This window comes from Ensifer sp. Root31 (genome assembly GCF_001424825.1).
In the GTDB taxonomy this organism is placed as follows: domain Bacteria; phylum Pseudomonadota; class Alphaproteobacteria; order Rhizobiales; family Rhizobiaceae; genus Ensifer; species Ensifer canadensis.
On record NZ_LMCO01000002.1, the window covers coordinates 46,676 to 68,620 of the forward strand.

The 21,945-nt window shown below is 59.8% G+C and carries 23 protein-coding genes and 5 pseudogenes; 15 read left to right on the plus strand and 13 right to left on the minus strand.

Annotated features, from left to right (window positions below):
• Positions 1–103: 103 nt before the first annotated feature.
• Positions 104–477, minus strand: a pseudogene (locus tag ASD00_RS03100) (DUF2213 domain-containing protein); the annotation flags it as partial.
• Positions 478–962: 485 nt separating this feature from the next.
• Positions 963–1,301 carry a phage portal protein gene (locus ASD00_RS41345; RefSeq protein WP_244495991.1) on the minus strand — a complete coding sequence of 113 codons (339 nt, stop codon included), beginning with the start codon at positions 1,299–1,301 and terminating at the stop codon, positions 963–965.
• Positions 1,302–2,057: 756 nt separating this feature from the next.
• On the opposite strand from ASD00_RS41345, the gene ASD00_RS03110 reads away from it, so the two are divergent.
• The 5 genes and pseudogenes from ASD00_RS03110 to ASD00_RS38225 all read left to right on the plus strand — a co-directional run.
• Positions 2,058–2,282 carry a hypothetical protein gene (locus ASD00_RS03110; protein ID WP_057204567.1) on the plus strand — a complete coding sequence of 75 codons (225 nt, stop codon included), beginning with the start codon at positions 2,058–2,060 and terminating at the stop codon, positions 2,280–2,282.
• Positions 2,283–2,776: 494 nt separating this feature from the next.
• Positions 2,777–3,091 (plus strand): ribbon-helix-helix domain-containing protein, encoded by a 315-nt coding sequence (locus ASD00_RS03115; protein WP_057204569.1) that lies wholly within the window; start codon positions 2,777–2,779, stop codon positions 3,089–3,091.
• A pseudogene (locus ASD00_RS41350) lies at positions 3,034–3,156 on the plus strand (type II toxin-antitoxin system RelE/ParE family toxin); the annotation flags it as partial. The gene ASD00_RS03115 and the pseudogene ASD00_RS41350, both read left to right, overlap by 58 nt.
• 74 nt (positions 3,157–3,230) lie before the next feature.
• Positions 3,231–3,964, plus strand: a pseudogene (locus ASD00_RS38220) (IS5 family transposase).
• A 9-nt stretch (positions 3,965–3,973) separates the two neighbouring features.
• Positions 3,974–4,126 (plus strand): annotated as a pseudogene (locus tag ASD00_RS38225) (type II toxin-antitoxin system RelE/ParE family toxin); the annotation flags it as partial.
• 369 nt (positions 4,127–4,495) lie between these two features.
• Here ASD00_RS38225 and ASD00_RS40715 read toward each other — a convergent pair.
• From ASD00_RS40715 to ASD00_RS03140, 4 genes are all read right to left on the minus strand, one after another.
• Positions 4,496–4,933, minus strand: a complete 438-nt coding sequence (locus ASD00_RS40715; protein WP_162249704.1) for a hypothetical protein — start codon at positions 4,931–4,933, stop codon at positions 4,496–4,498.
• Positions 4,934–5,077: 144 nt separating this feature from the next.
• A complete protein-coding gene (locus ASD00_RS03130; protein ID WP_057204804.1) occupies positions 5,078–5,698 on the minus strand; it encodes an NUDIX domain-containing protein in 621 nt (206 codons plus the stop codon).
• Positions 5,699–6,092: 394 nt separating this feature from the next.
• Entirely contained in the window at positions 6,093–7,472 is a 1,380-nt protein-coding gene (locus tag ASD00_RS03135; protein ID WP_057204571.1) for a sensor histidine kinase, read from the minus strand.
• Entirely contained in the window at positions 7,469–8,146 is a 678-nt protein-coding gene (locus tag ASD00_RS03140; protein WP_057204573.1) for a response regulator transcription factor, read from the minus strand. The genes ASD00_RS03135 and ASD00_RS03140 overlap by 4 nt, the downstream gene beginning before the upstream one ends.
• A gap of 77 nt (positions 8,147–8,223) precedes the next feature.
• Here ASD00_RS03140 and ASD00_RS03145 point away from each other — a divergent pair, with 77 nt between their 5' ends.
• Positions 8,224–9,291, plus strand: coding sequence for an ABC transporter substrate-binding protein (locus tag ASD00_RS03145; protein ID WP_057204575.1), 1,068 nt, complete (start codon positions 8,224–8,226; stop codon positions 9,289–9,291).
• 369 nt (positions 9,292–9,660) lie between these two features.
• Here the strand turns inward: ASD00_RS03145 and ASD00_RS03150 are convergent, their stop codons facing one another.
• Positions 9,661–9,939 (minus strand): PIN domain-containing protein, encoded by a 279-nt coding sequence (locus ASD00_RS03150; RefSeq protein ID WP_309239239.1) that lies wholly within the window; start codon positions 9,937–9,939, stop codon positions 9,661–9,663.
• Positions 9,939–10,181: a type II toxin-antitoxin system Phd/YefM family antitoxin gene (locus ASD00_RS03155; protein WP_057204578.1), complete on the minus strand. Its 243-nt coding sequence runs from the start codon at positions 10,179–10,181 to the stop codon at positions 9,939–9,941. Before ASD00_RS03155 ends, ASD00_RS03150 begins: the two co-directional genes overlap by 1 nt.
• 277 nt (positions 10,182–10,458) lie before the next feature.
• Between ASD00_RS03155 and ASD00_RS38230 the strand changes: the two are divergent.
• Positions 10,459–10,664, plus strand: a pseudogene (locus ASD00_RS38230) (ABC transporter substrate-binding protein); the annotation flags it as partial.
• Between the two features lie 104 nt (positions 10,665–10,768).
• Here the strand turns inward: ASD00_RS38230 and ASD00_RS03165 are convergent.
• Positions 10,769–11,683 (minus strand): LysR family transcriptional regulator, encoded by a 915-nt coding sequence (locus tag ASD00_RS03165; RefSeq protein ID WP_057204582.1) that lies wholly within the window; start codon positions 11,681–11,683, stop codon positions 10,769–10,771.
• 94 nt (positions 11,684–11,777) lie between these two features.
• Between ASD00_RS03165 and ASD00_RS03170 the strand changes: the two genes are divergently transcribed.
• On the plus strand, positions 11,778–12,575 hold the full coding sequence (locus ASD00_RS03170; protein ID WP_057204806.1) for an NAD(P)H-dependent oxidoreductase: 798 nt from the start codon (positions 11,778–11,780) through the stop codon (positions 12,573–12,575).
• Positions 12,576–12,813: 238 nt separating this feature from the next.
• Here ASD00_RS03170 and ASD00_RS03175 read toward each other — a convergent pair whose 3' ends face one another.
• Both ASD00_RS03175 and ASD00_RS03180 read right to left on the minus strand, forming a co-directional pair.
• A complete protein-coding gene (locus tag ASD00_RS03175) occupies positions 12,814–13,239 on the minus strand; it encodes a type II toxin-antitoxin system VapC family toxin (RefSeq protein WP_057204584.1) in 426 nt (141 codons plus the stop codon).
• Positions 13,239–13,484: a type II toxin-antitoxin system VapB family antitoxin gene (locus tag ASD00_RS03180; protein ID WP_057204586.1), complete on the minus strand. Its 246-nt coding sequence runs from the start codon at positions 13,482–13,484 to the stop codon at positions 13,239–13,241. Before ASD00_RS03180 ends, ASD00_RS03175 begins: the two co-directional genes overlap by 1 nt.
• 476 nt (positions 13,485–13,960) lie before the next feature.
• Between ASD00_RS03180 and ASD00_RS03185 the strand changes: the two genes are divergently transcribed.
• The 4 genes from ASD00_RS03185 to ASD00_RS40845 all read left to right on the plus strand — a co-directional run bounded on the left by ASD00_RS03185 (position 13,961) and on the right by ASD00_RS40845 (position 17,347).
• Positions 13,961–14,905, plus strand: coding sequence for a tripartite tricarboxylate transporter substrate binding protein (locus ASD00_RS03185; protein ID WP_057204588.1), 945 nt, complete (start codon positions 13,961–13,963; stop codon positions 14,903–14,905).
• Complete coding sequence (locus ASD00_RS03190; protein WP_025429027.1) at positions 14,902–15,393, plus strand: tripartite tricarboxylate transporter TctB family protein; 492 nt, start codon at positions 14,902–14,904, stop codon at positions 15,391–15,393. The genes ASD00_RS03185 and ASD00_RS03190 overlap by 4 nt, the downstream gene beginning before the upstream one ends.
• A gap of 14 nt (positions 15,394–15,407) precedes the next feature.
• Positions 15,408–16,925 (plus strand): tripartite tricarboxylate transporter permease, encoded by a 1,518-nt coding sequence (locus tag ASD00_RS03195; RefSeq protein WP_025429028.1) that lies wholly within the window; start codon positions 15,408–15,410, stop codon positions 16,923–16,925.
• A gap of 254 nt (positions 16,926–17,179) precedes the next feature.
• The gene (locus ASD00_RS40845; RefSeq protein ID WP_107028344.1) at positions 17,180–17,347 is read left to right on the plus strand and encodes a hypothetical protein; all 168 of its coding nucleotides are present in this window, start codon (positions 17,180–17,182) and stop codon (positions 17,345–17,347) included.
• Between the two features lie 203 nt (positions 17,348–17,550).
• On the opposite strand, the gene ASD00_RS03200 is transcribed toward ASD00_RS40845, so the two are convergent.
• A complete protein-coding gene (locus tag ASD00_RS03200; protein ID WP_025429029.1) occupies positions 17,551–17,823 on the minus strand; it encodes a hypothetical protein in 273 nt (90 codons plus the stop codon).
• A gap of 115 nt (positions 17,824–17,938) precedes the next feature.
• The gene (locus ASD00_RS03205) at positions 17,939–19,042 is read right to left on the minus strand and encodes a DUF475 domain-containing protein (RefSeq protein ID WP_057204589.1); all 1,104 of its coding nucleotides are present in this window, start codon (positions 19,040–19,042) and stop codon (positions 17,939–17,941) included.
• A gap of 450 nt (positions 19,043–19,492) precedes the next feature.
• Here ASD00_RS03205 and ASD00_RS03210 point away from each other — a divergent pair, with 450 nt between their 5' ends.
• The 3 genes from ASD00_RS03210 (at position 19,493) to ASD00_RS03220 (ending at position 21,795) form a co-directional block, all read left to right on the plus strand.
• Positions 19,493–20,401: a DMT family transporter gene (locus ASD00_RS03210; RefSeq protein ID WP_057204591.1), complete on the plus strand. Its 909-nt coding sequence runs from the start codon at positions 19,493–19,495 to the stop codon at positions 20,399–20,401.
• Between the two features lie 91 nt (positions 20,402–20,492).
• Complete coding sequence (locus tag ASD00_RS03215) at positions 20,493–20,888, plus strand: VOC family protein (RefSeq protein ID WP_057204593.1); 396 nt, start codon at positions 20,493–20,495, stop codon at positions 20,886–20,888.
• A 130-nt stretch (positions 20,889–21,018) separates the two neighbouring features.
• Positions 21,019–21,795, plus strand: a complete 777-nt coding sequence (locus tag ASD00_RS03220) for an ABC transporter substrate-binding protein (protein WP_057204595.1) — start codon at positions 21,019–21,021, stop codon at positions 21,793–21,795.
• Positions 21,796–21,945: the final 150 nt, after the last annotated feature.

The following is a 21,945-nucleotide window of genomic DNA, read 5'->3' on the forward strand; positions in this document are numbered from 1 at the left end:
TTCTCCCAGTGAGCCAACTGGCCGGGGTGATGAAAATCATCCCGGCTTCTTTTATTCAAGCAGCTGAGCGCAAACTGCGCGCCGGACCGGGGCACCGGCAATCGCTCGTTTGGCGCTTTCCCTCGTCGACGCCCTTGATTGCCGCGGCATCGATCACGATCAGCGGCATGCGGACCAACTCGCCGTCGCGGGCGCCGCCCTCGTCACAGATCTGGCCGACGGCCAGTCCTTCCAGTTGGCGGCGCGGACCGCTTCGTCAAGGTGAACCTTCGTCACCGGCTTACAGCTGCCGGGGCCATCCCGAGCGAACAGCTGATCTGCGGACCGATAGACCTTCACGACCGGCATGTCGGGTTTGCCGACCTCGTGGCCGGGGTAGTCCTCTGTGCCAGTGCGAGCAGCGCGGACCTCGGCGACAAGGTAGCCGTCGGCGGTCCGTCGCGTTCCCGCGATCGGTGCAGAGTCGGTGAATTTCATGACGAGTGCCTCAAAAAAAAATCCACCTTACGGCGATGGCGGTTCGACACACTGTCAACGAAAGCAGCGAGATCAGACCATGGTCCGATACAAAAATTTCAGCGCTGGGCTAGGTTTTGGACCCGTACAACAGTCGTGGAGTTTTGTAGTGACAAAGGTTCTGGTTGCCGCGATGGCGCTGGTAATGGTCGGTTTCTGGGGTTCTGTAGGGCTTCTGCTTTACTCGCTGCTTGCGTCTTAGTGGGTAGCGGGATCGTCGTCCCTCCCCTATAGTTCCTCCCGGCAATGGAGGTTGCCTACGGAGGATTGCATGAGCGACACCACGTTTGGGTTTCTGTTGGCGGCCGAGTTGTCGGCCTTACTCTGGGCCGCACTTTTTATGGTGATATTCTCGGCCTCTTGATGAGCCGCTCGGGTTCATCGCTCCTGACTTGACTGTGCGGCTGCTGCGGCCGCATGCGCGTGTTCGGAGGGCTCCTGCACGCTCAGCTTGCCATATTCCTCGATCGCCGCATCGAGCCCAGGCAACGTTCCATCCTCGACGAGCGCGTTCGGACACAGCTTCGCGAGGTATAATTTCCTGACCAGGCGAAGTACCCACCAACTGGCGCCAGCGTCGGCCTTCGTTTTGAAGAGTCGGCCTTCTCCTTCTCCAGCCCCAGGGGGGGCGCCCACTCATAATAGATGTCAGCGTCACGTGAGCCGGAACCGCTGCGGATGATGCACTCTTCAAGCCACCACATTGCTCGACGCATCTTGGCTTTCTGCATGGCCTGCAGGCGATCGTAAAAGTTGCGCAGGTCGCTTTCGCCGGTGGCGTTCATGCCAGCCGGTGACTGGACGAGTAGCCGGGTCGCCGGGACGTCGACTGCGCCGCAACGATCTGCAGGAACACCATAAGGACTTCCGGAGACGTGCTAAAACTGGCCCGAACTCCTCTTCCTTGTCCAGGAACAGGTCGCCCTTGATGCCCTTGGCCGTGGCGGCGAGCATCTAGCGCTGAAGGATCTTCGCGCAGTACTCGGCATTGTCACGTTAGCACCGCTGCGAAAATCGCAGCAGCATCGTTCGTTAAGGTCGGTGCGGATTCGCCCGGCGCAATTTTGTCAGTCATTGATCCGTAGCACGGCACAGCGGTTATTGGGTGGTCGCGTCCAATTTCGAGCTATATCTAAAACGCGAGAACGACACATCCACAGGACATACCGCGCATGTCAGTCTAAGCTGGATTAGCTCGTCGGCAGTAGGAACAAATTGAGATCAATTCCCATGAAAAAAGGCCGGGGCGAAACCGCACCGACCTTCCTCATCATCGCTTACCAAACCAGTGCCAGTACATCCGTGGTCAAAAGTCTAAAGCGACGAGGCATTTGCGAGCGGCGAATCATTCAGCGCTCATAGCAATGCCAACGACGAGGTAAGGCCAATGTGTTCGAATCAAGTCGGTAACCATTTCGAGGCGTCGCGGATCGCGGAACGGTCGAAATACGACACCTGCCGTATGTCGCCGTCTCAGCAATAGTCCTAGGCAAAAGCTTCCCGCATTCCTTGGCGGGAGGTTCGAACCTAGGAGACTACCAATGAAAATCACTATCGCCGCCCTGGCGTCTCTCGCTTTTGCGACTTCCGCCATTGCTGCTGTGCCGTCGATGCCAGCCGAAAAGCAGTCCACCGTCAAAACAGCCGGTCAGATTGAATTGGCCTTCGGGTCTTCGCGCGGCCTTGCCACATCAACCAAGCATGGCAAGAAGAGCTCGACCAAGGACGGCGCGCCGATTGGTGGAAAGACAACGTTCGCCAAATAATGAAACTAGAAAGGGCGGCTTCGGCCGCCTGATTTTTGGATGCATTTCTTCGACGAGCCGTATGTAAGCCTTCTGCGAACGTCGGCAGGCGTGACATCGAAGCCAGGCGCACGCTCACCGCTCCAGTTTATGCCAACGCTGACAGCATCCTTTTCCAACCTTACCAACCGACGATCGCGAAAACCTCCAAGGTCTGCGGGTGTAGCATGAAGTCGCGATAGGATGGAAAGTCTCAGAAGATTTCATAGTGGGCTGCGGCGATGCTCATTGGTCTTTGTATTTATGATGCTACCGGCGCGATCAGGAGGACGGCAAGCACTGTGCTCTCGGCCTTTGATGAAAGGTGAGCGACAATGCAATTGCCAAATATGTGCATCACAATGGATCGTCCGGATTTGGTTGTCCGAGGTCGGTTGGTGCATTCGACACTTACAGCCTCTCCACTTAAGCAAATCTGTCACTATGATTAAGGTCGATTACACAGGAAGCGTTCATTGAAAACCAAGGTACTGACAGCGCATGTTCCGCTGCCGCTTGCGGAGAGGGTAGATCAGTTGGCTAGCAGGCTGGAACGTTCGCGCGGCTGGATCATCAAGCAGGCACTCACTGCCTGGGTAGATCAAGAGGATGAACGACGCCTGCTCACACTTGAAGCGCTCGCGGACGTGGACGCCGGTCAAGTTATTGATCATCAGGCCGTGCAAGCCTGGGCCGATAGTCTGGACAACGACAAGCCGCTCTCTGTTCCGCTCAGGTTAATTGGACAAGCAAGACCCTTGGTGATCTCGCGCGCCCTTTCGAATTTCTAGCTCCCGTTAATCGGCGAGCCGCCGCACGCACGGTTCAACCGTTGACGACTGCACCGACACGCCTGGGGTCCGGACCCAATAAGTGGGTTTCCTTGCGCACTGCGACGTGTTTCACTCGCCTCAGCGAGGAGGCGGTTGCATGTCTGATTTCTTTTGGTTTTCCGACGCGCAGTGGGAGCGGATAGAGCCGCTTTTGAGGCAAGCCGCGCGTGGATGACCGCCGGGTCTTGAGCGGGATCGTCCATGCGCTGCGCTGTGGTGGCCGCTGGGCGGATTGCGCAGATGTCTATGGACCGAAGAAGACACTCTACAACCGCTTCGTCCGCTGGTCCGAACGCGGCATCTGGGAAGGCATCTTCAGTGCGCTCGCAGGGGCCGATGATGCGCCGGATCGACTGTTCATCGACAGCAGTTGCATCAAGGTCCACCGCTGTGCGGGTGGAGGAAAAGGGGGGCCTTGGCTCATGGTATCGGCCGCACCAAAGGTGGACGGAACACCAAGCTCCATGCTGTCTGCGATGCCAAAGGCCGCCCTCACGTCCTGCTCCTGACGCCCGGCAACGTCCACGATTGCAAGGTGGCAAGGCTCTGTATCGAAGCTCTGCCACCCTCCGCCGAACTCGTCGCCGACAAAGGCTATGACAGCCAGGCTCTGCGCGAGTGGCTCGACGAGCGTGGTACCCAAGCCGTCATCCCGCCGCGCAAGAACCGCAAAATGAATACGACAAGGCCATCTACAAGCAGCGCAACGTCATCGAGCGCATGTTCTGTCGCCTCAAGGACTGGCGTCGCCTCGCGACCCGCTTCGACCGCAACATCAAAAACTTCATGGGGGCAATCGCACTCGCAGCCGCCGTCATCTGGTGGTTGTGAGTCCGGACCCTAGTTGAACAGCCTCGACTTGGCGAGAAGCTCGAAGAATTTGCGGCTCGCGAAGTCCGCCGAATCCTCGTTGGGCATTATGAGATCCGATACGAGATTCAACAGTGGATCATCTATGTTCTGCGCGTATGGCATACCCGCGAGGCCCGTTGAGCCAAGGCCGGCCCCACTTCGCACTTGCACGATAGACGTCGCGATGGAACGACCCGGCTCGCAATCACTCTTGTTACATATCCGCGTTTCGACGCATCATAGCGCATGGGATTGATCGGTTTTGCCGACCGCATCACCGCCCCCCATCTTCGATGTTATGAACGCCGGCTTCACTTTCCTGCGAGTCGACACCTGCTATCAGGAATCGCCCACAGCTTGATCGTCGTTGCCGCCCGTTGTCATGGACGTCTATCGACAGAAGAACCGAAAGAAATCCTGATCCTCCGAAGAAGACCTTTTCTCCCATTAAGCCAACTGGCCGGGACGATGAAAATCATCCCGGCGTTTTATTGCCGGCACCGACGTATTTTAACCGTTCCGACCGTTTTTCGACATATGCTTGCCGCGCAGGGCTGCCACGGCGCTACCGCTCTGGCAACTGCAGCTCCGATCGACTATATCAAAGCCATCCAAAACTATCGGAGATTTATCATGTTGTCGCAGCGCAAGCTTGCGAGCCAGTTTCAGCCGCGTTTCGTTCTTCAGCTTTGGAACGCGATGCTTCGGGTCCAGACCCGCGAAACAGCTTCCCTCTTCGGCCAGCGCAGCCGCTAAAGCGCTACCCAGTCCTTGTACGTAGTTCCAGCGTATGAGCGTGTCGCGCTCGTCGAAGACGGCGACCAGTTCACCATCGACGTCCATCACCAGCTTTTGCAGCTCGGGCTTCCGAGAGAAGAGATCGCTCGACGGCCGGCCCTTTTGCAGCAGCCTATCTAGGCGCAGATACCGGCGCGGGGTGTTGGCCAAGTTTGCGGTTTGGTCCGCCCCGCAAATGAAGGTAAAGTCACTGGCTGATGCTCGAGGTCGGACGCAAATCCGGACGGAAGACTGCGTCGTACTTTTATCGCAACGACTTGAAGGTTGCCGCGACGGCCGGTGACTGCTGCGGTCTCAGGAAGGGCGTGCAGCGCCAACGTCGATTGGCGTTCGATTGGAGAAGAGGTTCAAGGCGGCGTACTGCAGCAGCATGATCGTTTTTCCATCCCGAATTGCCCCCGAGCCGACCATCGCAAGCGCCTCGTCGATACCAACTTCCAGGACGGCAATATCCTCCCCTTCGGCCTCGTTGCCACCACCTGCCGAAGCCTGGTCGCCTGGCTGGTACTCGCCAACGAAGAAGTGTAGCCGCTCCGTTACGGAGCCAGGGCTCATGAACGCGTCGAACGCCAGGCGCACATCGCGCACACGAAAGCCTGTCTCCTCTTCCGTTTCTGCGCGGATGCGTTCTTCCGGCTCGGCATTGTCGAGCAATCCGGCCGGCGCTTCGATGAGAAGGTCATCATGACCATTGACGAAGGCTGGATAGCGAAACTGTCGGGTGAGTATCACCGTGCGGCGTTTCGGATCGTAGAGAAGGATCGTCGCACCGTTTCCCCGGTCGTAGGTCTCTCGCGACTGTCGCTGCCAATTGCCGTCGGCGCGCAGGAAGGAAAAAGTCGTTTTCTTTAGGACGTACCAGTCGTCCGAGAGGATGGTGACATCCTCTAGGCGAACGCGGTGTGCAATGCTCATCTTGACCTCTTTCATTGTGGCAAGGTCAGCATAAGTCGCCGTTCCTTGTTTGACGGCAAATTTCGTGCATTTTCGTGCAATGTCAAGCAATTTCGTGCACACCGAGAATTAGGCCGCCGCAGCGCGCCTCCCTAAGCACCGCCCGTTTCGCCGAAAAACTTGAGGTCGGGCGCTCCCAACCGCTTTGAACTCCTTTGTTCGTGGGGGGGATTATGGCGCAACGGCCAGCTAGATTCGCAGCCTCGGAGGAGCTCTCGAATGATGTGCAGATGTAGCTCCTGGGATGGATACGTTCCGTTTGCCAGATCGAGTGCCGAACTATGGATCGGTGGCCTACAACGGGGGAACAACTCTGTTTGCGCGCGCCGGATGGAGACTGAGCGGCCCGCCCTGTTCAGCCGGCCGGAAAGAGGATGGCAACCCTAAGCCCGCGCCCACCTGCCCCATCGGTCAGGCTTGTTCGCGCACCGTAGAGGGCAGCAATTTCCTCGACGATCGGCAGACCGAGCCCCGTTCCAGGCGCTTCGCTCGCGCCGCGCTGAAACCGCCTGAGCACGCTCTCGCGCAGTTCCGGCCTGATTCCGGGTCCGCTGTCTTCGACCTCCAGGGATACGAAACCTTCCTTTTCGCTCACCCGCGTCGTGACCTCCGCCCCTCGCCCGGCATAGAGCAGCGCGTTGCCGATCAGGTTCTTCAGCATCTCGCCGACCAGCAAAGGCTCTGCACGAACGAAGGCTTCGCCCTCGCCGTCGAAACCCAGATCGATGCCGGCGTCACCGGCGGCTGGCACATGTTCGGCGGTGATGCCGCGCGCCAGCTCGACAAGGTCGATCCGCTCCAGCTTGCGCGTCTCGTCCTTTCCGGCAGCGTCGATCTTCGCCATCAGCAGCAACTGCGCCAGAATGCGCTCGGCGTTCGCAACGGCCTCGTCGGCCTTTTTCACCGCCTTCTTGGTGTCCTCGATCGAGCCTGCGCGCAGTGCCAAGGCCAGTTGCGTTCGGATGATTGCGAGCGGCGTGCGCAGCTGATGGCTGGCGTTGCCGGTAAAATTGCGCAGCGCGTCGAGCGCCGACTGAAGACGTCCCATGAACGAATTGACCGTGTCGACAAGCCCCTGGACTTCGTTTGGTACGCGCTCGCCGATCGGATGCAGATCGTCGGGACTGCGCTCGGCGATCGCATCGCCTAAGCGATAGAGCGGTCTGAGTGAGAAGGTGACGGCAATCCAAACGATGACCGCGGCACCGGCGATCATCAGGCCGAGGCGCAAGGCGGAACGAACGAGAATCGTCTGCGCCAGCTGTCGGCGCGCGATGGTCGTTTCGGCAACCGTCACGACGAAGGGAACCGAGTTGATGCCCGTCGAAGCCGACCGGCGCAGTGCCGCGATCCGGATGGGCTCGCCGCGGAACGAGGAGTCGGCAAAGGTCGTGGAGCTACCGGGAACTTCGTCCAGAGACGGCAGGGTCTGGTAGCCGGTGATGAATTGTCCGGGCGGTCCATCGACACGGTAGAAGACACGATCCTGCGCCGCCGAGGTCAACATCTCGAGCGCCACATAGGGGATGTCCACCTCGAGCGAACCATCCTCCGCCACAACCACGCGCTCGGCGATGGCGAGCGCCGAACCGGCAAGAACGCGGTCCGACACGACATTGGCTGTCGTCACCGCCTCGCGGTAGGTGTCGGTCAGCGCCGCGACGCCGATGACGGCGGTTGAGATCAACAGCCAGCCAAGCAGCCTGCGGCGAAGGGAATAGACCGCCGCCCTCATTCCGACCCGGCCGCTTTGTCGAGATAGTAGCCGATACCGCGCGCCGTTCTGACCGTTAGGCCGTGTGGCGCAAGCCGCTTCCTGAGGCGGCTGACATATTGTTCGATCGCATTCGGGCTCAGATCGTCGTCAAAGCCGGTCAGCGATTGCATGATCGCCTCCTTGGCGACGACCTTGCCGGCGCGCATGAACAGGAGTTCGAGCAGCCCCAGCTCTCGGGCCGGGATTTCGATCGGCACGCCACCGGACGAAAAGCTACGTGCATTGAGGTCGAGCGACACATTGCCGTAGCTGACCGTTGACGCGCGCAATCCCGCCTGCCGGCGAAGCAGCACGCGTACGCGCGCTTCAAACTCGCCGATATCGAACGGCTTGATCATGTAATCGTCGGCGCCGAGATCGAGCCCCTTCACCCGCTCCTCCGGCGTGCCCCGCGCCGTCAGGATCAATACCGCCGCACTGTTCTGTCGGGCACGCATCGCCCTGAGCACATCGAGCCCGTCCATCTCCGGCAGGTTCAGGTCGAGGATCACCAGATCGAACGTCTCGGCGGCGGCAACCGCGTGGGCCGACGCGCCGTCGCTGACGACATCGACGGCATAGCCGCTACCACGCAGGATGGCCGACAGACCCTCGGCGAGGACCTGATTGTCTTCAACAAGCAATATGCGCAATTGTCTTCACTCCCCTCTCCACTCTATCCGCCGTTGCCTTGCTTGTGAACGGTGGCGCGCTGAGGCATTGTGAATTTATGCGGTACTTGATTTCTTTTCTCTTTTTGGTTCTTTGCCCCCGGCTCCTTCTGGCCGCACCGGTCATTTTCCCGGCGCTTTCGGGCGCCTCGGACGCCAGGACGCTGGTCGTCTACTCCTCGCTCGACGAGCCGCTCGCCAAACCCATGATCCTCGGCTTTCAAAAAGCCAATCCGGATGTCGCAGTGCGCTATGAGGACATGCTGACGGGGGAGATCTACGACCGGATCGTCAAGGAAACCGACGCGGGGCTGAAGACCGCGGACTTCGCCTTCTCGTCTGCGATGGACCTGCAAGTCAAACTGAGCAATGACGGCTATGCCCAGCGCAGCTACCTGCCGATGAGCGGCCGCTGGCCGACCTGGGCCAATTGGCGCAATACCGCCTATGCGCTAACGTTCGAACCGGCTGTCTTCGTCTATCATAAGCCGAGCTTTACCAAGGAAGCGCCGCCTTCGACCCGCGCCGAATTCGTCGCCTATCTCAAGCGCCAGGGCGCCGATGTCTTCGGCCGGATCGGCACCTATGACATCGAGCGCTCCGGCGTCGGCTTTCTCTTCATGTCGCGCGACCAGGAGCAGTTCGGCGACATCTGGGATGTCATCCAGGCCATGGGCGCCGCCGGCGTCAAACTCTATTCCACCAGCCAGGCCATTCTGGAGCGGGTCGCCGACGGGCGGTTCGTGCTCGGCTACAACATCCTCGGCTCCTACGCCGCCGATTGGGCAGCCCGACACCCGGATGTCGGCATCGTCCTGCCCAAGGACTATACCGTAGTGATGTCGCGGATCGGCCTCGTGCCACAAGCATCCGCCTCGCCTGACCTCGGCCGCCGCTATCTGGAATTCTTCATGTCCAAGGAAGGCCAGACGATCATGGCGCGGCAATTGCAAATCCCCGCTGTCAGCCCGGATGTCGCTGGCGAAAACACCGCCAACACCATGCAGGAAATGCTCGGCGCCCAGTTGCGTCCGGTGCCTGTCAGTCCCGGGCTGATGGTTTATCTCGACCAGGTAAAGCGGTCCCGGCTGATTGCCCGCTGGAACGAGGTGCTGCGGCTCCACTAGTTCCAGCGTTTTGACCGGGTCGACATCTGCTGCTTTCGTTACTCGGTCCGCCCTCGGGGATCGCAGCCCCTCGGGAGAAGTTGGGTGTCTAGCAGCCAACGACAGCACCTTGGACTTTCGGCGCGGCTCACCCGAAATGACCCGTCGTCTTCAGCGTCGGAGAGAGCGCTTCTGCGTCAATTCACGGAAGCCGCAGCGCTATAAGTGATAAGCCCTACGCTATAACTCCGGCATTGCCTCGAAGGGATCGAGTGCTCGAACGCCTAACGGTCCAAAAAGACGCAGATTGCTTGTCAAAACAGTCAGGCTATGCACTTGGGCTGTGGCAGCTATTACAATATCCTCGAAACCCGACTGCTGGGGCGTCATCTAGAATCTGCCCGGCTGCAGGCGCGCATTGCAGATCGAACGGAGCAGCTTCTGCGCGTACAGATACTCTATGATTTCCCACCAATCTTTTAACCGCTGCGCCTTGGTAGTCGCACCTTCTCGTTCCGCCTTCGTGATCCCTGAATTAACCTCAGCGGCCGAAATAGCAGATAGGAACAGCTGCGAACTGGCTTTATCGAGCCATTCGACAAGCTGCTCGGAACTTTGACGTTTGGACGGGGCAAGCGCAGATATCACGTTCGTGTCGACCAGAAACATCAGAGATCAATCATCCGGCTCGGCTTGTGACCGCGCGGTGGGATATCGTCGTCATCACCTGGATAGGACGCTAGGAGCCGTCCGAAACTTGGAACGTGTTTCAGCTTTTCATACTCCTCGAACGAAAGCACCACTGCTTCCTTTCTGCCATGTCGGGTGATGATCGCAGGATTGCCGTGAACCGCCTGATCGACAACGGCAGAAAGCGTTGCCTTGGCATCTTTGAGCCGGATCTCTTTCATGTCGGCCTCCAAATAATGACCCCCGTAGTCATACTGCCGCATCGACGCTCCCGAGCAAGAGCCAAGCGACTTAGACGTCCTATGTTTGAACAGCACCATGCCACCATACAATGCCGATGAGTGCTTTCTCTCCAGATTTGAGGCCAAAGCGCGCGGCTCGGTAGCAATTTTCACTTCACAAGTGGGCGGCATGCTCGTCCAATTGCAGGCGCCCCCTTTTCTCTGGATCATAGACCTGATCGGAACGGGCCTCGCGACGGTGGCGCTGCGTCTGCCGGAAGGCCGGACGATCACGGCGCGGCAATTGCAGATCCCCGCCGTCAGCCCGGATGTCGCCGGCGAAAACACCGCCAACACCGTGCAGGAAATGCTCGGTGCCCAATTTCGGCCGGTTCCCGTCAGTCCCGGGCTGATGGTCTATCTCGACCAGGTCAAGCGTCCCGGCTGATTGCCCGCTGGAACGAGGTTCTGCGGCTCCACTAGTCCCAACGATCAACCCAGTGAAATCTATTTCGTTGGCCTCGATCAATATGGGGTCGCTCAAACGTGTCTGCGACCATGGACGGTCGTGTGTCAGCACAACCCGGTTACTCCAGACCTGGAATGTCGCCGATCCGTTCCGCGAGATAGTCCACAAGCAACCGCACCCGGGCAATGCCTGCACGCTCCGGCACGATCAGCATGCTCAAGGGCACGGCTGGCAGAAAATGGTCCGGAAGGATGCGTATCAACCGGCCATCAGCGAGCAGATCGTCGACCAACCAACGGTGCGCGGGGGCGATGCCGCGGCCGGCGACGAGCGCCTCGCGCGCCGCCAATCCATGGTCGACGCGTAGACGCCCGTGAAAGGGCACCATATGCCGTTCCCCGGCGTTCCCGTGAAGTTCCAGCATGTCGCTGCCCGCCACATTCGACATGCGAATGCCCTCGTGGTCCGATAGATCCCGGGGAACGACCGGTGTCCCTCGCTTGGCGAGATAATCCGGCGCGGCGACCAGCAGACGCTGGCTTTGGCCCAGTGCCCGCAATTTCAGCGAACTGTCGTTGAGCGGCCCCAGGCGGAGCGCGATGTCGATGCCCTCCCGCACAAGATCGATGCGCTCGTCCGTCAGGCTGAGATCAACACCGATATCCGGGTATTTTTCCTGAAAGGCAAAGATCAGTCGCGTGGCGTGCAGAACGCCGAAAGCCGCGGTGCAGGAGACCCGGATCGTGCCGGCCGAGGCACCACGGGTGCCTAGTGCCTCGTCGCCGGCCTGCTCCACGAGGCGCAGGATCTGGACGCTGTTGGCATAGTACCGGCTGCCCTCGTCGGTCACCGTCACGCGCCGGGTCGTGCGACTGATGAGAGGCACGCCCAGCGCCTCCTCCAGTTCGTGCAAATGCCGCGTGACCGTCGACTGCCCGAGCCCGAGTTCACGCGCAACGGCTGACAGGCTGCCACGCTCGGCAACGCGCACGAATGTCCGCATGCGTTCGAGCGTGATGTTGGACTTATCCATTTTTCGGCACAATCATATGCATTCCCAAGTTATAGTGAAACACTTGGGTATCGTCTACATCAGGGGTTGGTTTCTCATCACAGGAATGCTGACCGTGAAAGTTTTGCTTGTTTTCGCCCATCCAGAACCGCGTTCGCTCAACGGCGCGCTCCGCGACGTCGCCATCCGCGAACTCGAGGCTCAGGGCCACGAAGTCCGTGTATCTGACCTCTATGCTGAAAAATGGAAATCCGAGGTCGATCGGAGCGACTTCCCAGAGCTTTCAGCCGACACGCAGTTCAAGCCGAGCCGCGCCTCGAAAGCCGCCTTCACGACCGATACCCTCACGCCGGATGTGAAGGCGGAACACGAGAAGCTCTTATGGGCGGATACACTCATCCTGCAGTTTCCGCTCTGGTGGTACACAATGCCAGCCATCCTGAAAGGCTGGGTGGATCGGGTCTATGCCTACGGATTTGCCTATGGCGTCGGCGAACATAACGACACCTATTGGGGCGACCGGTTTGGCGAGGGCACGTTCAAGGGCAAGCGAGCGATGCTGATCGTCACCACCGGCGGCTGGCAGGAACACTACTCGGCCCGCGGGGTCAACGGACCGATCGATGACCTCTTGTTTCCCATCAACCACGGGATCCTTTACTACCCGGGATATGATGTGCTTCCGCCCTTCGTTGCCTACAGGGTCGATCGTATCGACCAAGCTGGCTTCGCAGATGTTGCGGAACGTCTGCGCGAGCGGATGCGGACGCTTGCCACAACCCCGCCTATTCCCTACCGGCCACAAAACGGTGGTGACTATCTGATCCCGAGCCTTCAGCTCCGTCCAGACCTCGTCAATCCGGGTGACCGCGGCTTCGCCCTCCACGTCGATCGGCAAGAAGCAGCCGAGTAGCGTTTAAGATGAAATTTGCAGAAGCGGCTCCACCAGCTCTTGCGCATCATCGCCATCCGTTTCCGGGTCTGATCGGAAAACGGATGGCGGACGGAACGCCGGCCTCAGCCTTGTGGCGCCGAACGACCACACGCCGCAGTGCATTCCGGCGATGGTGCCGGGGTCAGGACGCTGGCTGCTACTCAGGACAAGGTATTGGTGAGCTGTCTACGGCCTGGGATCGTCGCGGCTGGCGATCTCAGGCAACATCGATTTCTGTCCTGGAAAAATCATCGCCTTTGAACAGAAGCGGCACTTGCTGGGACTTCGCACAAGCATAAGCGAAACAATCGCCGAAATTCAGCCGAGCCGGATGGCCGACAAAGCGACCATAGTTGCGAGCCGCCTCAATCGCTGCGCGGTGCAGGGATCCGCTGATATTGCCCATCGATTGCTCAAGGAATTGCGCAACACTCTCCTGCGCCAGTTCGATGATATCCGGTGGCGTTGGAGCCTGGTTGCCGTTGTGTGAGATGGCAATGATACGTGCCAGGCTGATCACCGCTTCGAACACAGCAAGTGACGAATAGAAGATTGGCGTCTTTGACATCTCGATTTTGGCGAGATGATATCCGGCATCTTTCGCCAGCCAACACCGCCACGACACAGATGCGTCCAGAGACATCAGAGTTCCCACATCTCGTCGATGAAGTGCTTCATGTCAAAGTTGGGCTTGTTCGACCCCATATTCGCTCTGAACTTGTCTTGAATTTTCGCGACGCGCTCGCGTAACGGCACTTCTTCCCGGATGCGATCGAGTTCGTGTTGCAAGGCGCGACGAACGGCCTCTGTCTTGTTAGGAGCCTTGGACAGCTTCTGGAGCTCGGAAGCGAGATTGTCGACTGTATTGTCACGAATATAGAGCGCCATCGCTTTCTCCTGAATACGCAGCAAGGAATATTCAAGTAACACAAGACAGCACTCTTAGCTTGCAATGCGCCATAAAACGCAGAGAATTGGGCGTCTCGCCCCACATCGCCGTCGGGGCTCATTTCTTAGTTGGGAAATGGCCCGCGAACGTTCGCGAATCGCACCCCAACCGGAAACGGCACGAGCACCTGCCCCACGGCGAGCCCATTCCCGCCGCGAGTGGCAAGCAACAGCCTAAGATTCCGTAAACACTACGCTTCATTTTCGCAATGAGGACTTGATGTCAGCTTAATGTCAGCTTTCTATGATGGTTTAGCAGTCGTCGGCGCCCCGTGGAGGCGGGCCCGCAGATTGCGCACTGGGAGGAAGTCACCAATCCGGTCAGCGACAAGGGTCCTTTGGACACCGTCGCGTCTTCCCGTTCGCACGCAGAAACAACGTGCGCGTGGAAAATCGCGCCTCATGGAGGACTGACCTTGAAACACTTTTTCCTGGCATCCATTCTCGCCGGCGCAATGGCGCTGCCGGCCTATGCGGCTGACTACACTATCATCGCTCCGGCAAATCCGGGCGGCGGCTGGGACCAGACGGCTCGCTCGCTCCAGACCGTCCTGCAGCAGGAAGGCATCTCCGGCAACGTACAGGTTCAAAACGTACCGGGCGCCGGCGGCACCATCGGTCTCGCCCAGTTCGCAAGCCAGCAGAAGGGCAACCCGAACGCCCTGATCGTCGGCGGGTACGTCATGGTCGGCGCAATCCTGACCAACAAGTCGCCGGTCACCCTCAAGGATGTCACCCCGATCGCACGCCTCACCGGCGAATATGAAGCAATCGTCGTTCCAGCCGCTTCCGAGATCAAGACGATGGCTGACCTCGTCGAAGCCCTCAAGAAGGATCCGGGCGCCGTTTCCTGGGCTGGCGGCTCTGCCGGCGGTACCGACCACATCGCCGTTGGCCTGATTGCCAAGGCAGCCGGTGTCGACCCGACCAAGATCAACTACATCGCCTATTCCGGCGGCGGCGAAGCCCTTGCAGCCATCCTCGGCAGCCAGGTTACGGCCGGCATTTCCGGCTACGGCGAGTTCGAAGCCCAGGTCAAGGCCGGCACACTGCGCCTGATCGCAGTATCGAGCGGCGAGCGCCTCCCCGGCATCGACGCGCCGACGCTGAAGGAATCCGGCCTCGATGTCGTCGTTGAAAACTGGCGCATGGTTGCAGCCGCTCCCGGCCTCACCGACGAGCAGAAGGCAGCCGTTTCGGCCGACGTCGAAAAGCTCGCCAAGTCGGCCGGCTGGCAGGAAGTCCTGAAGACCAAGGGTTGGCAGGATAGCTACCTCGCAGGCGACGCTTTCGCCGCCCAGCTCGACAAGGACGTTTCGGCCACCGAAGCCGTCCTCAAGGACATTGGACTGGTGAAATGACCAAGGGGCTCAACCCTTCGACCACAACGCGTCGCCCGGATCGGGCGGCGCTCTTCATCGCGGCCGTGCTGGCCGCCATCGCTGGCCTCATTTTCTGGGACGTGTCGCGCCTGGCAGGCGCTGCCGGTTACTCCCAGGTCGGACCGACGACGGTCCCCTATGCGATCGCCTGCTGTCTTGCGGCCCTCGCCATCTGGACTGTCTTTGCCGCATTCCGCCACGATTTTCCCGAGCGCGAGCACCAGGAAATCTCACCGGTCATCTGGATCGTCGCCGGACTTGCAGCGCAGATGCTGCTCTTGAACGTCGCAGGCTTTTCGATCGCCACCGGCATTCTCTTTGCGCTCACCGCGCGCGGCTTTGGCAAGCGCAAACTCTGGTTCTCCCTGCCAGTTGGTATCGCGCTCTGTTTTGCCGTCTGGGTGATTTTCGCCAAGCTCCTGCAGTTGTCGCTGCCCGCAGGGCCGCTTGAACATCTGTTCTTCTAAGAGGGCCGTCGACCATGGCTACTTTTGAATTCCTGTTGCAGGGACTATGGGTTGCTGCCCAACCGATGAACCTGTTTTACGCATTGATCGGCGTCACGCTCGGAACCGCCGTCGGCGTTCTCCCCGGCATCGGCCCGGCCCTGACCGTCGCGCTTCTGCTGCCTGTCACCTACCAGCTCGATCCGGCCGGCTCGCTGATCATGTTCGCCGGTATCTACTACGGCGGCATGTATGGCGGCTCGACCACCTCGATCCTGCTCAACACACCGGGCGAAAGCGCCTCGATCGTCACCGCGCTCGAAGGCAACAAGATGGCGCGTGCCGGAAGGGGCGGACCTGCGCTTGCGACTGCCGCCATCGGCTCGTTCGTTGCCGGCCTGATCGCGACGCTCGGCCTTGCCTTCATCGCGCCCTATATCGTCAAGCTCGCCCTGGTCTTCGGTCCGCGTGAATATTTCGCGCTGATGGTGCTCGCCTTCGTGACCGTTTCATCTGCGTTCGGCGATTCCACGCTTCGCGGCCTGACGGCGCTCTTTGTCGGCCTGGCGCTTTCGGTCGTCGGCATCGACCAGTTGACCGGACAGGCGCGCCTTTCCTTCGGTGTTCCCGAGTTGCTTGACGGTATCGAGGTCACGACGCTTGCAGTGGCGATGTTCGCGATCGGCGAAACGCTGTTCATTGCCGCACAGGGCGAGAAAGGCCCGGATAAGGTCGAGGCAGTCCGTGGTTCGATCTGGATGAGCAAGGCCGACTGGGCGCGCTCGTGGAAGCCCTGGCTTCGCGGCACGGTCATTGGCTTCCCGATCGGCGCAATGCCGGCCGGTGGCGCCGAGATCGGCACCTTCCTGTCCTATGCAGCGGAAAAGCGTCTGGCGAAACATCCCGAAGAGTTCGGTAACGGCGCCATTGAAGGCGTCGCGGGTCCGGAAGCTGCCAACAATGCATCCGCTGCCGGTACGCTCGTGCCGCTCCTGACCCTCGGCCTGCCGACGACGGCGACAGCGGCGATCATGCTTGCCGGCTTCCAGCAGTATGGGCTGCAGCCCGGTCCGCTGTTGTTTGCCACCAACCCGCAGCTCGTCTGGGGTCTGATCGCCAGCCTCCTGATTGCCAACTTCATGCTGCTGGTCCTGAACCTGCCGCTGATCGGCCTTTGGGTTAAGCTGCTGACCATTCCAAAGCCGTGGCTTTACGCAGGCATCCTGCTGTTTGCGACGCTCGGCACCATCGGCGCCAACCCGTCGGTCTACGAACTGGGCATGCTGCTCGCCTTTGGTCTGCTCGGCTATGCCATGCGGGTGTTCGGCTATCCGATTGCCCCTGTCGTCGTCGGCCTGATCCTCGGGCCGCTCGCAGAGCAGCAGCTCCGCCGGGCGCTGGCAATCAGCCAGGGCGACGTCAGCGTCCTCTTCACATCGCCGATCGCCGCCGTGCTCTTGGTCATTGCCGCTGCGGCACTGATCATCCCGCTGGTCCTCAGGGCCCGCGGACGTGGCGAGGTGCTGGCACAGCTCGCCGCCAACGAAGACTAAATAGCCCTGCCGCGCCGCACCCAATCGGGTGCAGTGCAGCAATGCTTAGACCTTCGGCATAATCTTCCTCAAATCGTCTCCGATTTGGCGAATTATGCAGGAGCCTCCCAAGGCTCAATCAGCAGGCCCGGTCGATGGATAGTCGACCGGGCCTGCTTCCGTTGCATGGCTGGAGTGTCCAATTGTGCATTGCAAAAAGACCTGGCAAACCCCATCTTTTGCTCATCAGAGAGAAAACGAAAGCGAGCAAAGAGATGGCTACCACAACTTACCGCAACGGTTTCATCGGCCGCGCATTCGCAGTTCTCGGCGCCGCTAGCGCCGCTGCCGCTGCTGTCGAAGGCCACCGCCGCCCGAAGGCGAGCGACCTGCGCACGCTCGGCATCGATCCGGCCAATTTCCCGGACGCACGCCGCAGCTAACAGAGATTTCCAGCGCCCGTTGCGACGGGGCGCCTTATCCTCCCAAGGATGAAACGGCTCGACATTGAGAGATGGCGGGCCGTTATTTTTTTGCCGCTCGCTCGCAGCGCATTTCCAGGCCGAAGTGCCTGGCGGTTTTTCGTCAGGAACCATCTGCAAAATGAGAAGAGCGTTTCTGTGACTGCGCATAAGGCTGAAGCGTCCTAACGCCACGTCGCCATGCGCATCAGATCACGCATGCGCTGCCGCAGGATGCGGCCCCATGGCACCTCCGCATCGATTGCCCGGTATCCCGCCTGCGTCAGCGAAAAGCGGACGCTACCGTCGATCTCGCGTCTGGTGATGTATTGCATGTTCAAGGCGCGAAAGACGGCGGCATGAAGCTCCTGCGGCCAATCGATATCGTCGGCCGGCACCCGATGGGCGCCCGCCCGGTAAACCTCTTCCAAGACCCGCTTCAGATCGCCTGAAATCATCAACCGGTTATCCAGGGATGATGGCCGTTTGGCAATGCCAGCCCGGCGCTTTCATGCAAAAGGCCCCGGTGCGCCTGCACCGGGGCCTTTTTAAGAGCGCCTATGGTCGAGGCGTTTATGCCTCGACGCGAGCATGGCCGTGGCTGGTTTTACCGCCCAACTCTGCCTCACGCTCCCGCTTGTTGTAGCGGATGGAGGACCAGAGCGAGATACCGATCAGGGCAGCGCCGCCGAGGCCGGTGATCACTTCAGGGATGTGCACCAGCGTCTGGAAGTACATGACCACCGAGAGGATCAGGATCGCGTAAAACGCGCCATGTTCCAGGTAGCGGTACTCGCTGAGCGTACCCTTCTCCACCAGCATGATCGTCATCGAACGCACATACATCGCGCCGATGCCAAGGCCGATGGCGATGACGAAGAGGTTCTGCGTCAACGCGAAGGCGCCGATAACGCCGTCGAACGAGAAGCTCGCATCAAGCACTTCGAGGTAAAGGAAGGCACCGAAGCCGCCCTTTGCCGCTGCACTCATCGTCTGCTGCGACGCGTCGAGCAGACCGCCGACGACCTCGACGACGAGGAAGGTCAAGAGGCCGTAGATGCCCGAATAGACGAAAGTATGCGCGTCTGCCGGATCGAGCAGGGTCGAGAAACCAAGGATCAGCGCCAGCACGAAGGCAATTTCGATGCCCTTGATCGTGGCGAAACGCGCCATCTTGCTTTCGACCCAGGAGATCCAATGCACATCCTTCTCATGATCGAAGAAGTAGGTGAGGCCCACCATCATCAGGAAGGTGCCGCCGAAGGCTGCGATCGGCAGATGCGCATCATTCATGATGCGGGCATATTCTTCGGGCTTGCTTGCCGCCAAAACGATCGCATCGATCGGACCGATGCCCGCCGCGATGACGACGATGAGCAGCGGAAAGACGATACGCATGCCGAAGACGGCGATGATGATACCCCAGGTCAGGAAGCGGTGCTGCCATTCCGGGGTCATGTCCTTCAGCTTGTTGGCATTGACGATCGCGTTGTCGAAGGACAGCGAGATTTCGAGAACGGCCAACACGGTGCAGATGAAGAATACCGCGGCCATGCCGCCGATCGTGCCGGTCGACTGCCAGCCGAGCCAGGCGCCAAGCACCAGGCCGATCGCGGTGACGATGAATGCCCACTTGAAATAGCCAATGGTGCTCGTGTGCGTTTGAGGCTGCGTCATCGACGGACCTCCTTCGCGCGCACGACACCCGGTTCTGAGAAGAAATGGGGCTTGGAAACGAAAACACGCACGGCCGAAAGGGCACATGCGTTAGGCATGAGATCAGTTTTCATGGTAGCTAATCCGCCGGCTTATTTGCTGGCGGTACCGACATCACGAGAGCGCCGTAAAAACTCTCGCCAGAGGGGCCCGGCACCAGTGTTCATCCCGCGGTCCGATGTCTGGACGGCAGGATCACCCCTTAAGTAGCAGCGCCGCGCGTTTCGTCAAGAGGCAACGCCATCTCCCACAAGGTGATCTGGGTGTTCCAGGATTGAAATCATCCCAAGCAGATTAACGGGCGGTCCGGCCTGATTCATTCGTAAAACTTATCGTCCCATTCGAACAGCACGATGGATCGGCGTGCTGGAATGTGTCAAAGCCACGCGAACACGTTTGAAAGCCGCTCCCATGACCATACTGACTGCCTCCGCAACCGCGCCGAACGCCGCTCGGACGGGTGTCATCATCATGCTTCTCGGCATGTTGATGTTCTCGCTCAACGACGTCATGGGCAAATGGCTGGTGGCGACCTATTCCGTCAGCCAGTTGATGGTCATTCGCAGCATTGCAGCCCTGCTCGTGCTTTCGCCGTTCATCCTGAAACGCGGGCTGCGTTCGATGTTGAAGGTCGAGCGACCGTGGCTCCAGGCGCTGCGTTCGCTGCTTTTTGCCGTAGACGCGTCTGCCTTCTATTTCGCCGTCGCCTACATGCCGCTCGCCGACACCATGACCTACTGGTTGGCGGCGCCAATCTATGTTGCCGCGGCCTCGCCGTTCCTGCTCGGCGAGAAGGTCGGCTGGAGGCGATGGACAGCGATCCTCGTCGGCTTTGCCGGCGTCGTAATCGCGCTCGAACCGTCAAAAGACACCTTCAGTCTGCCGGCGCTGATCGCCCTTGTCGGCAGCGCCGCCTTCGCCTTCGCGCTGATGCTCGGCCGAACGCTGCGCTCGACCCCGGATACGACACTGGTCTTCTGGCAGGTGATCGGCGCGCTGGTCTTTTCCCTGGTCGGCGTTGCCGCCAACCCAGCCGGTTGGGCGCCCGTCGATGGCGAGGCGATCCTTCAGCTCGGCATGCTGGGCATCGTGGCGATGCTCGCGCACATTCTGGTCAACCGTGCGCTGAAACTCGCGGATGCGGCGACGGTGGTGCCACTGCAATACACGCTGCTGCTTTGGGCCGTCGTCTTCGGCTGGTGGTTCTTCGGCGACACGCCACGTCCGACCGTCATCATCGGCGCCGGGCTGATCGTCGCCTCGGGTCTCTTCATCTTCTTCCGCGAACAGCAGTTGAAGAAGCGGGGCCGAACCATCTAGCCATTGGGCGATCGGAACTTCTGGACGAAGGGTTCCATCCTTCTTCGTCCTCTGCTACCTCGCACGCGTCTCAAAGCTGAAGGAGGCTCACTTGGCCAAAGCAATCCACTCGATGATCCGGGTGCTCGACGAGCAGAAGTCCCTGGATTTCTACAGAGTGGCATTCGGGCTTTCCGTAGCCGAGCGGCTCGATTTCGAAACCTTCACGCTTGTTTATCTCAGCAATGAAGAGAGCGAGTTCGAGCTCGAGCTGACAATCAACAAGGATCGAACCGAGCCCTATGCGCTCGGCGATGGCTACGGTCACCTCGCTTTGTCGGTGAGCGATCTCGACAGCGAGCACAAGCGATTGACCGATGCGGGGCTTGGTCCGAACAAGATCGTCGAGTTCAATCGAGACGGCGCACTTCTGGCGCGGTTCTTCTTCATCATCGATCCGGATGGCTACAAGATCGAGGTCCTGCAGCGCCACGGCCGGTACAAGTGATCGTCCGATGGCGGTCATGATCAATCGAAACAATACCGATTATCGCGCCTATCTATTTCGCTTATAGGCGGACCGGACTTAGTGTTCTCCCGGAAGCATCAAGAATGATGCGCTAACAAGGGGAACACGGATGAAGAAACAGATTGCAGCAATGATGCTGGCTGTCATGGCGACGGCAACGGCGGCGACAGCCGCTGACAAGATCAAGATCGGCACCGAAGGCGCCTATCCGCCCTTCAACTTCGTCGATTCCGCCGGCAAGATCGGGGGCTTCGATGTCGATATCGGGCTGGCGCTTTGCGAGCGCATGAAGGCCGACTGCGAGGTTGTCGCGCAGGATTGGGACGGCATTATCCCCGGTCTACTAGCCAAGAAATACGACCTCATCATCGCGTCGATGTTCATCACCGAGGAACGCAAGAAGCAGGTCGCCTTCACCAATCCCTACTATCTTGCGGCCATGACGCATGTGGCGCCGAAGGGCGCTGGCATCACCACGTTTACCAATGAAGCCCTCAAGGGCAAGGTGATCGGCGCCCAGTCGGGCACCACGCAGGCCGATTTTATCGCCGCCACCTATCCGGACGCCGAGATCAAGCTCTATCCGACCCAGGATGAAGCCAATCTCGACATGGTCAACGGCCGCCTTGATCTGCAGGTCGGGGACATGCTGCCGCTCCTGGATTGGGTGACGAAGAACGACGACGGCAAGGCTTGCTGCGAAATCATCGGCGAACCGATCACCGACAAGAAGTTCGTCGGCGACGGCGTTGGCATAGCCGTGCGCCAGGACGACAACGACCTGCGCGAGAAGCTCAACAAGGCACTCGACGAAATCCGCGCCGACGGCACCTACAAGAAGATCAACGACAAGTACTTCACCATCGATGTCTATACGATGAAGTAGGCCAAACGTGATTTCACCGGCCGCCATAGTGGCGGTCGGGGATGCGTTGTCGCGTACAATGTGCGTGCTTGGCCACAGCAACACCCAGTCCTGAGAAATTGCAGCGCTTAAGCTCTGGGACACCAGATCGACAAGCGAAACTCGTCGTCG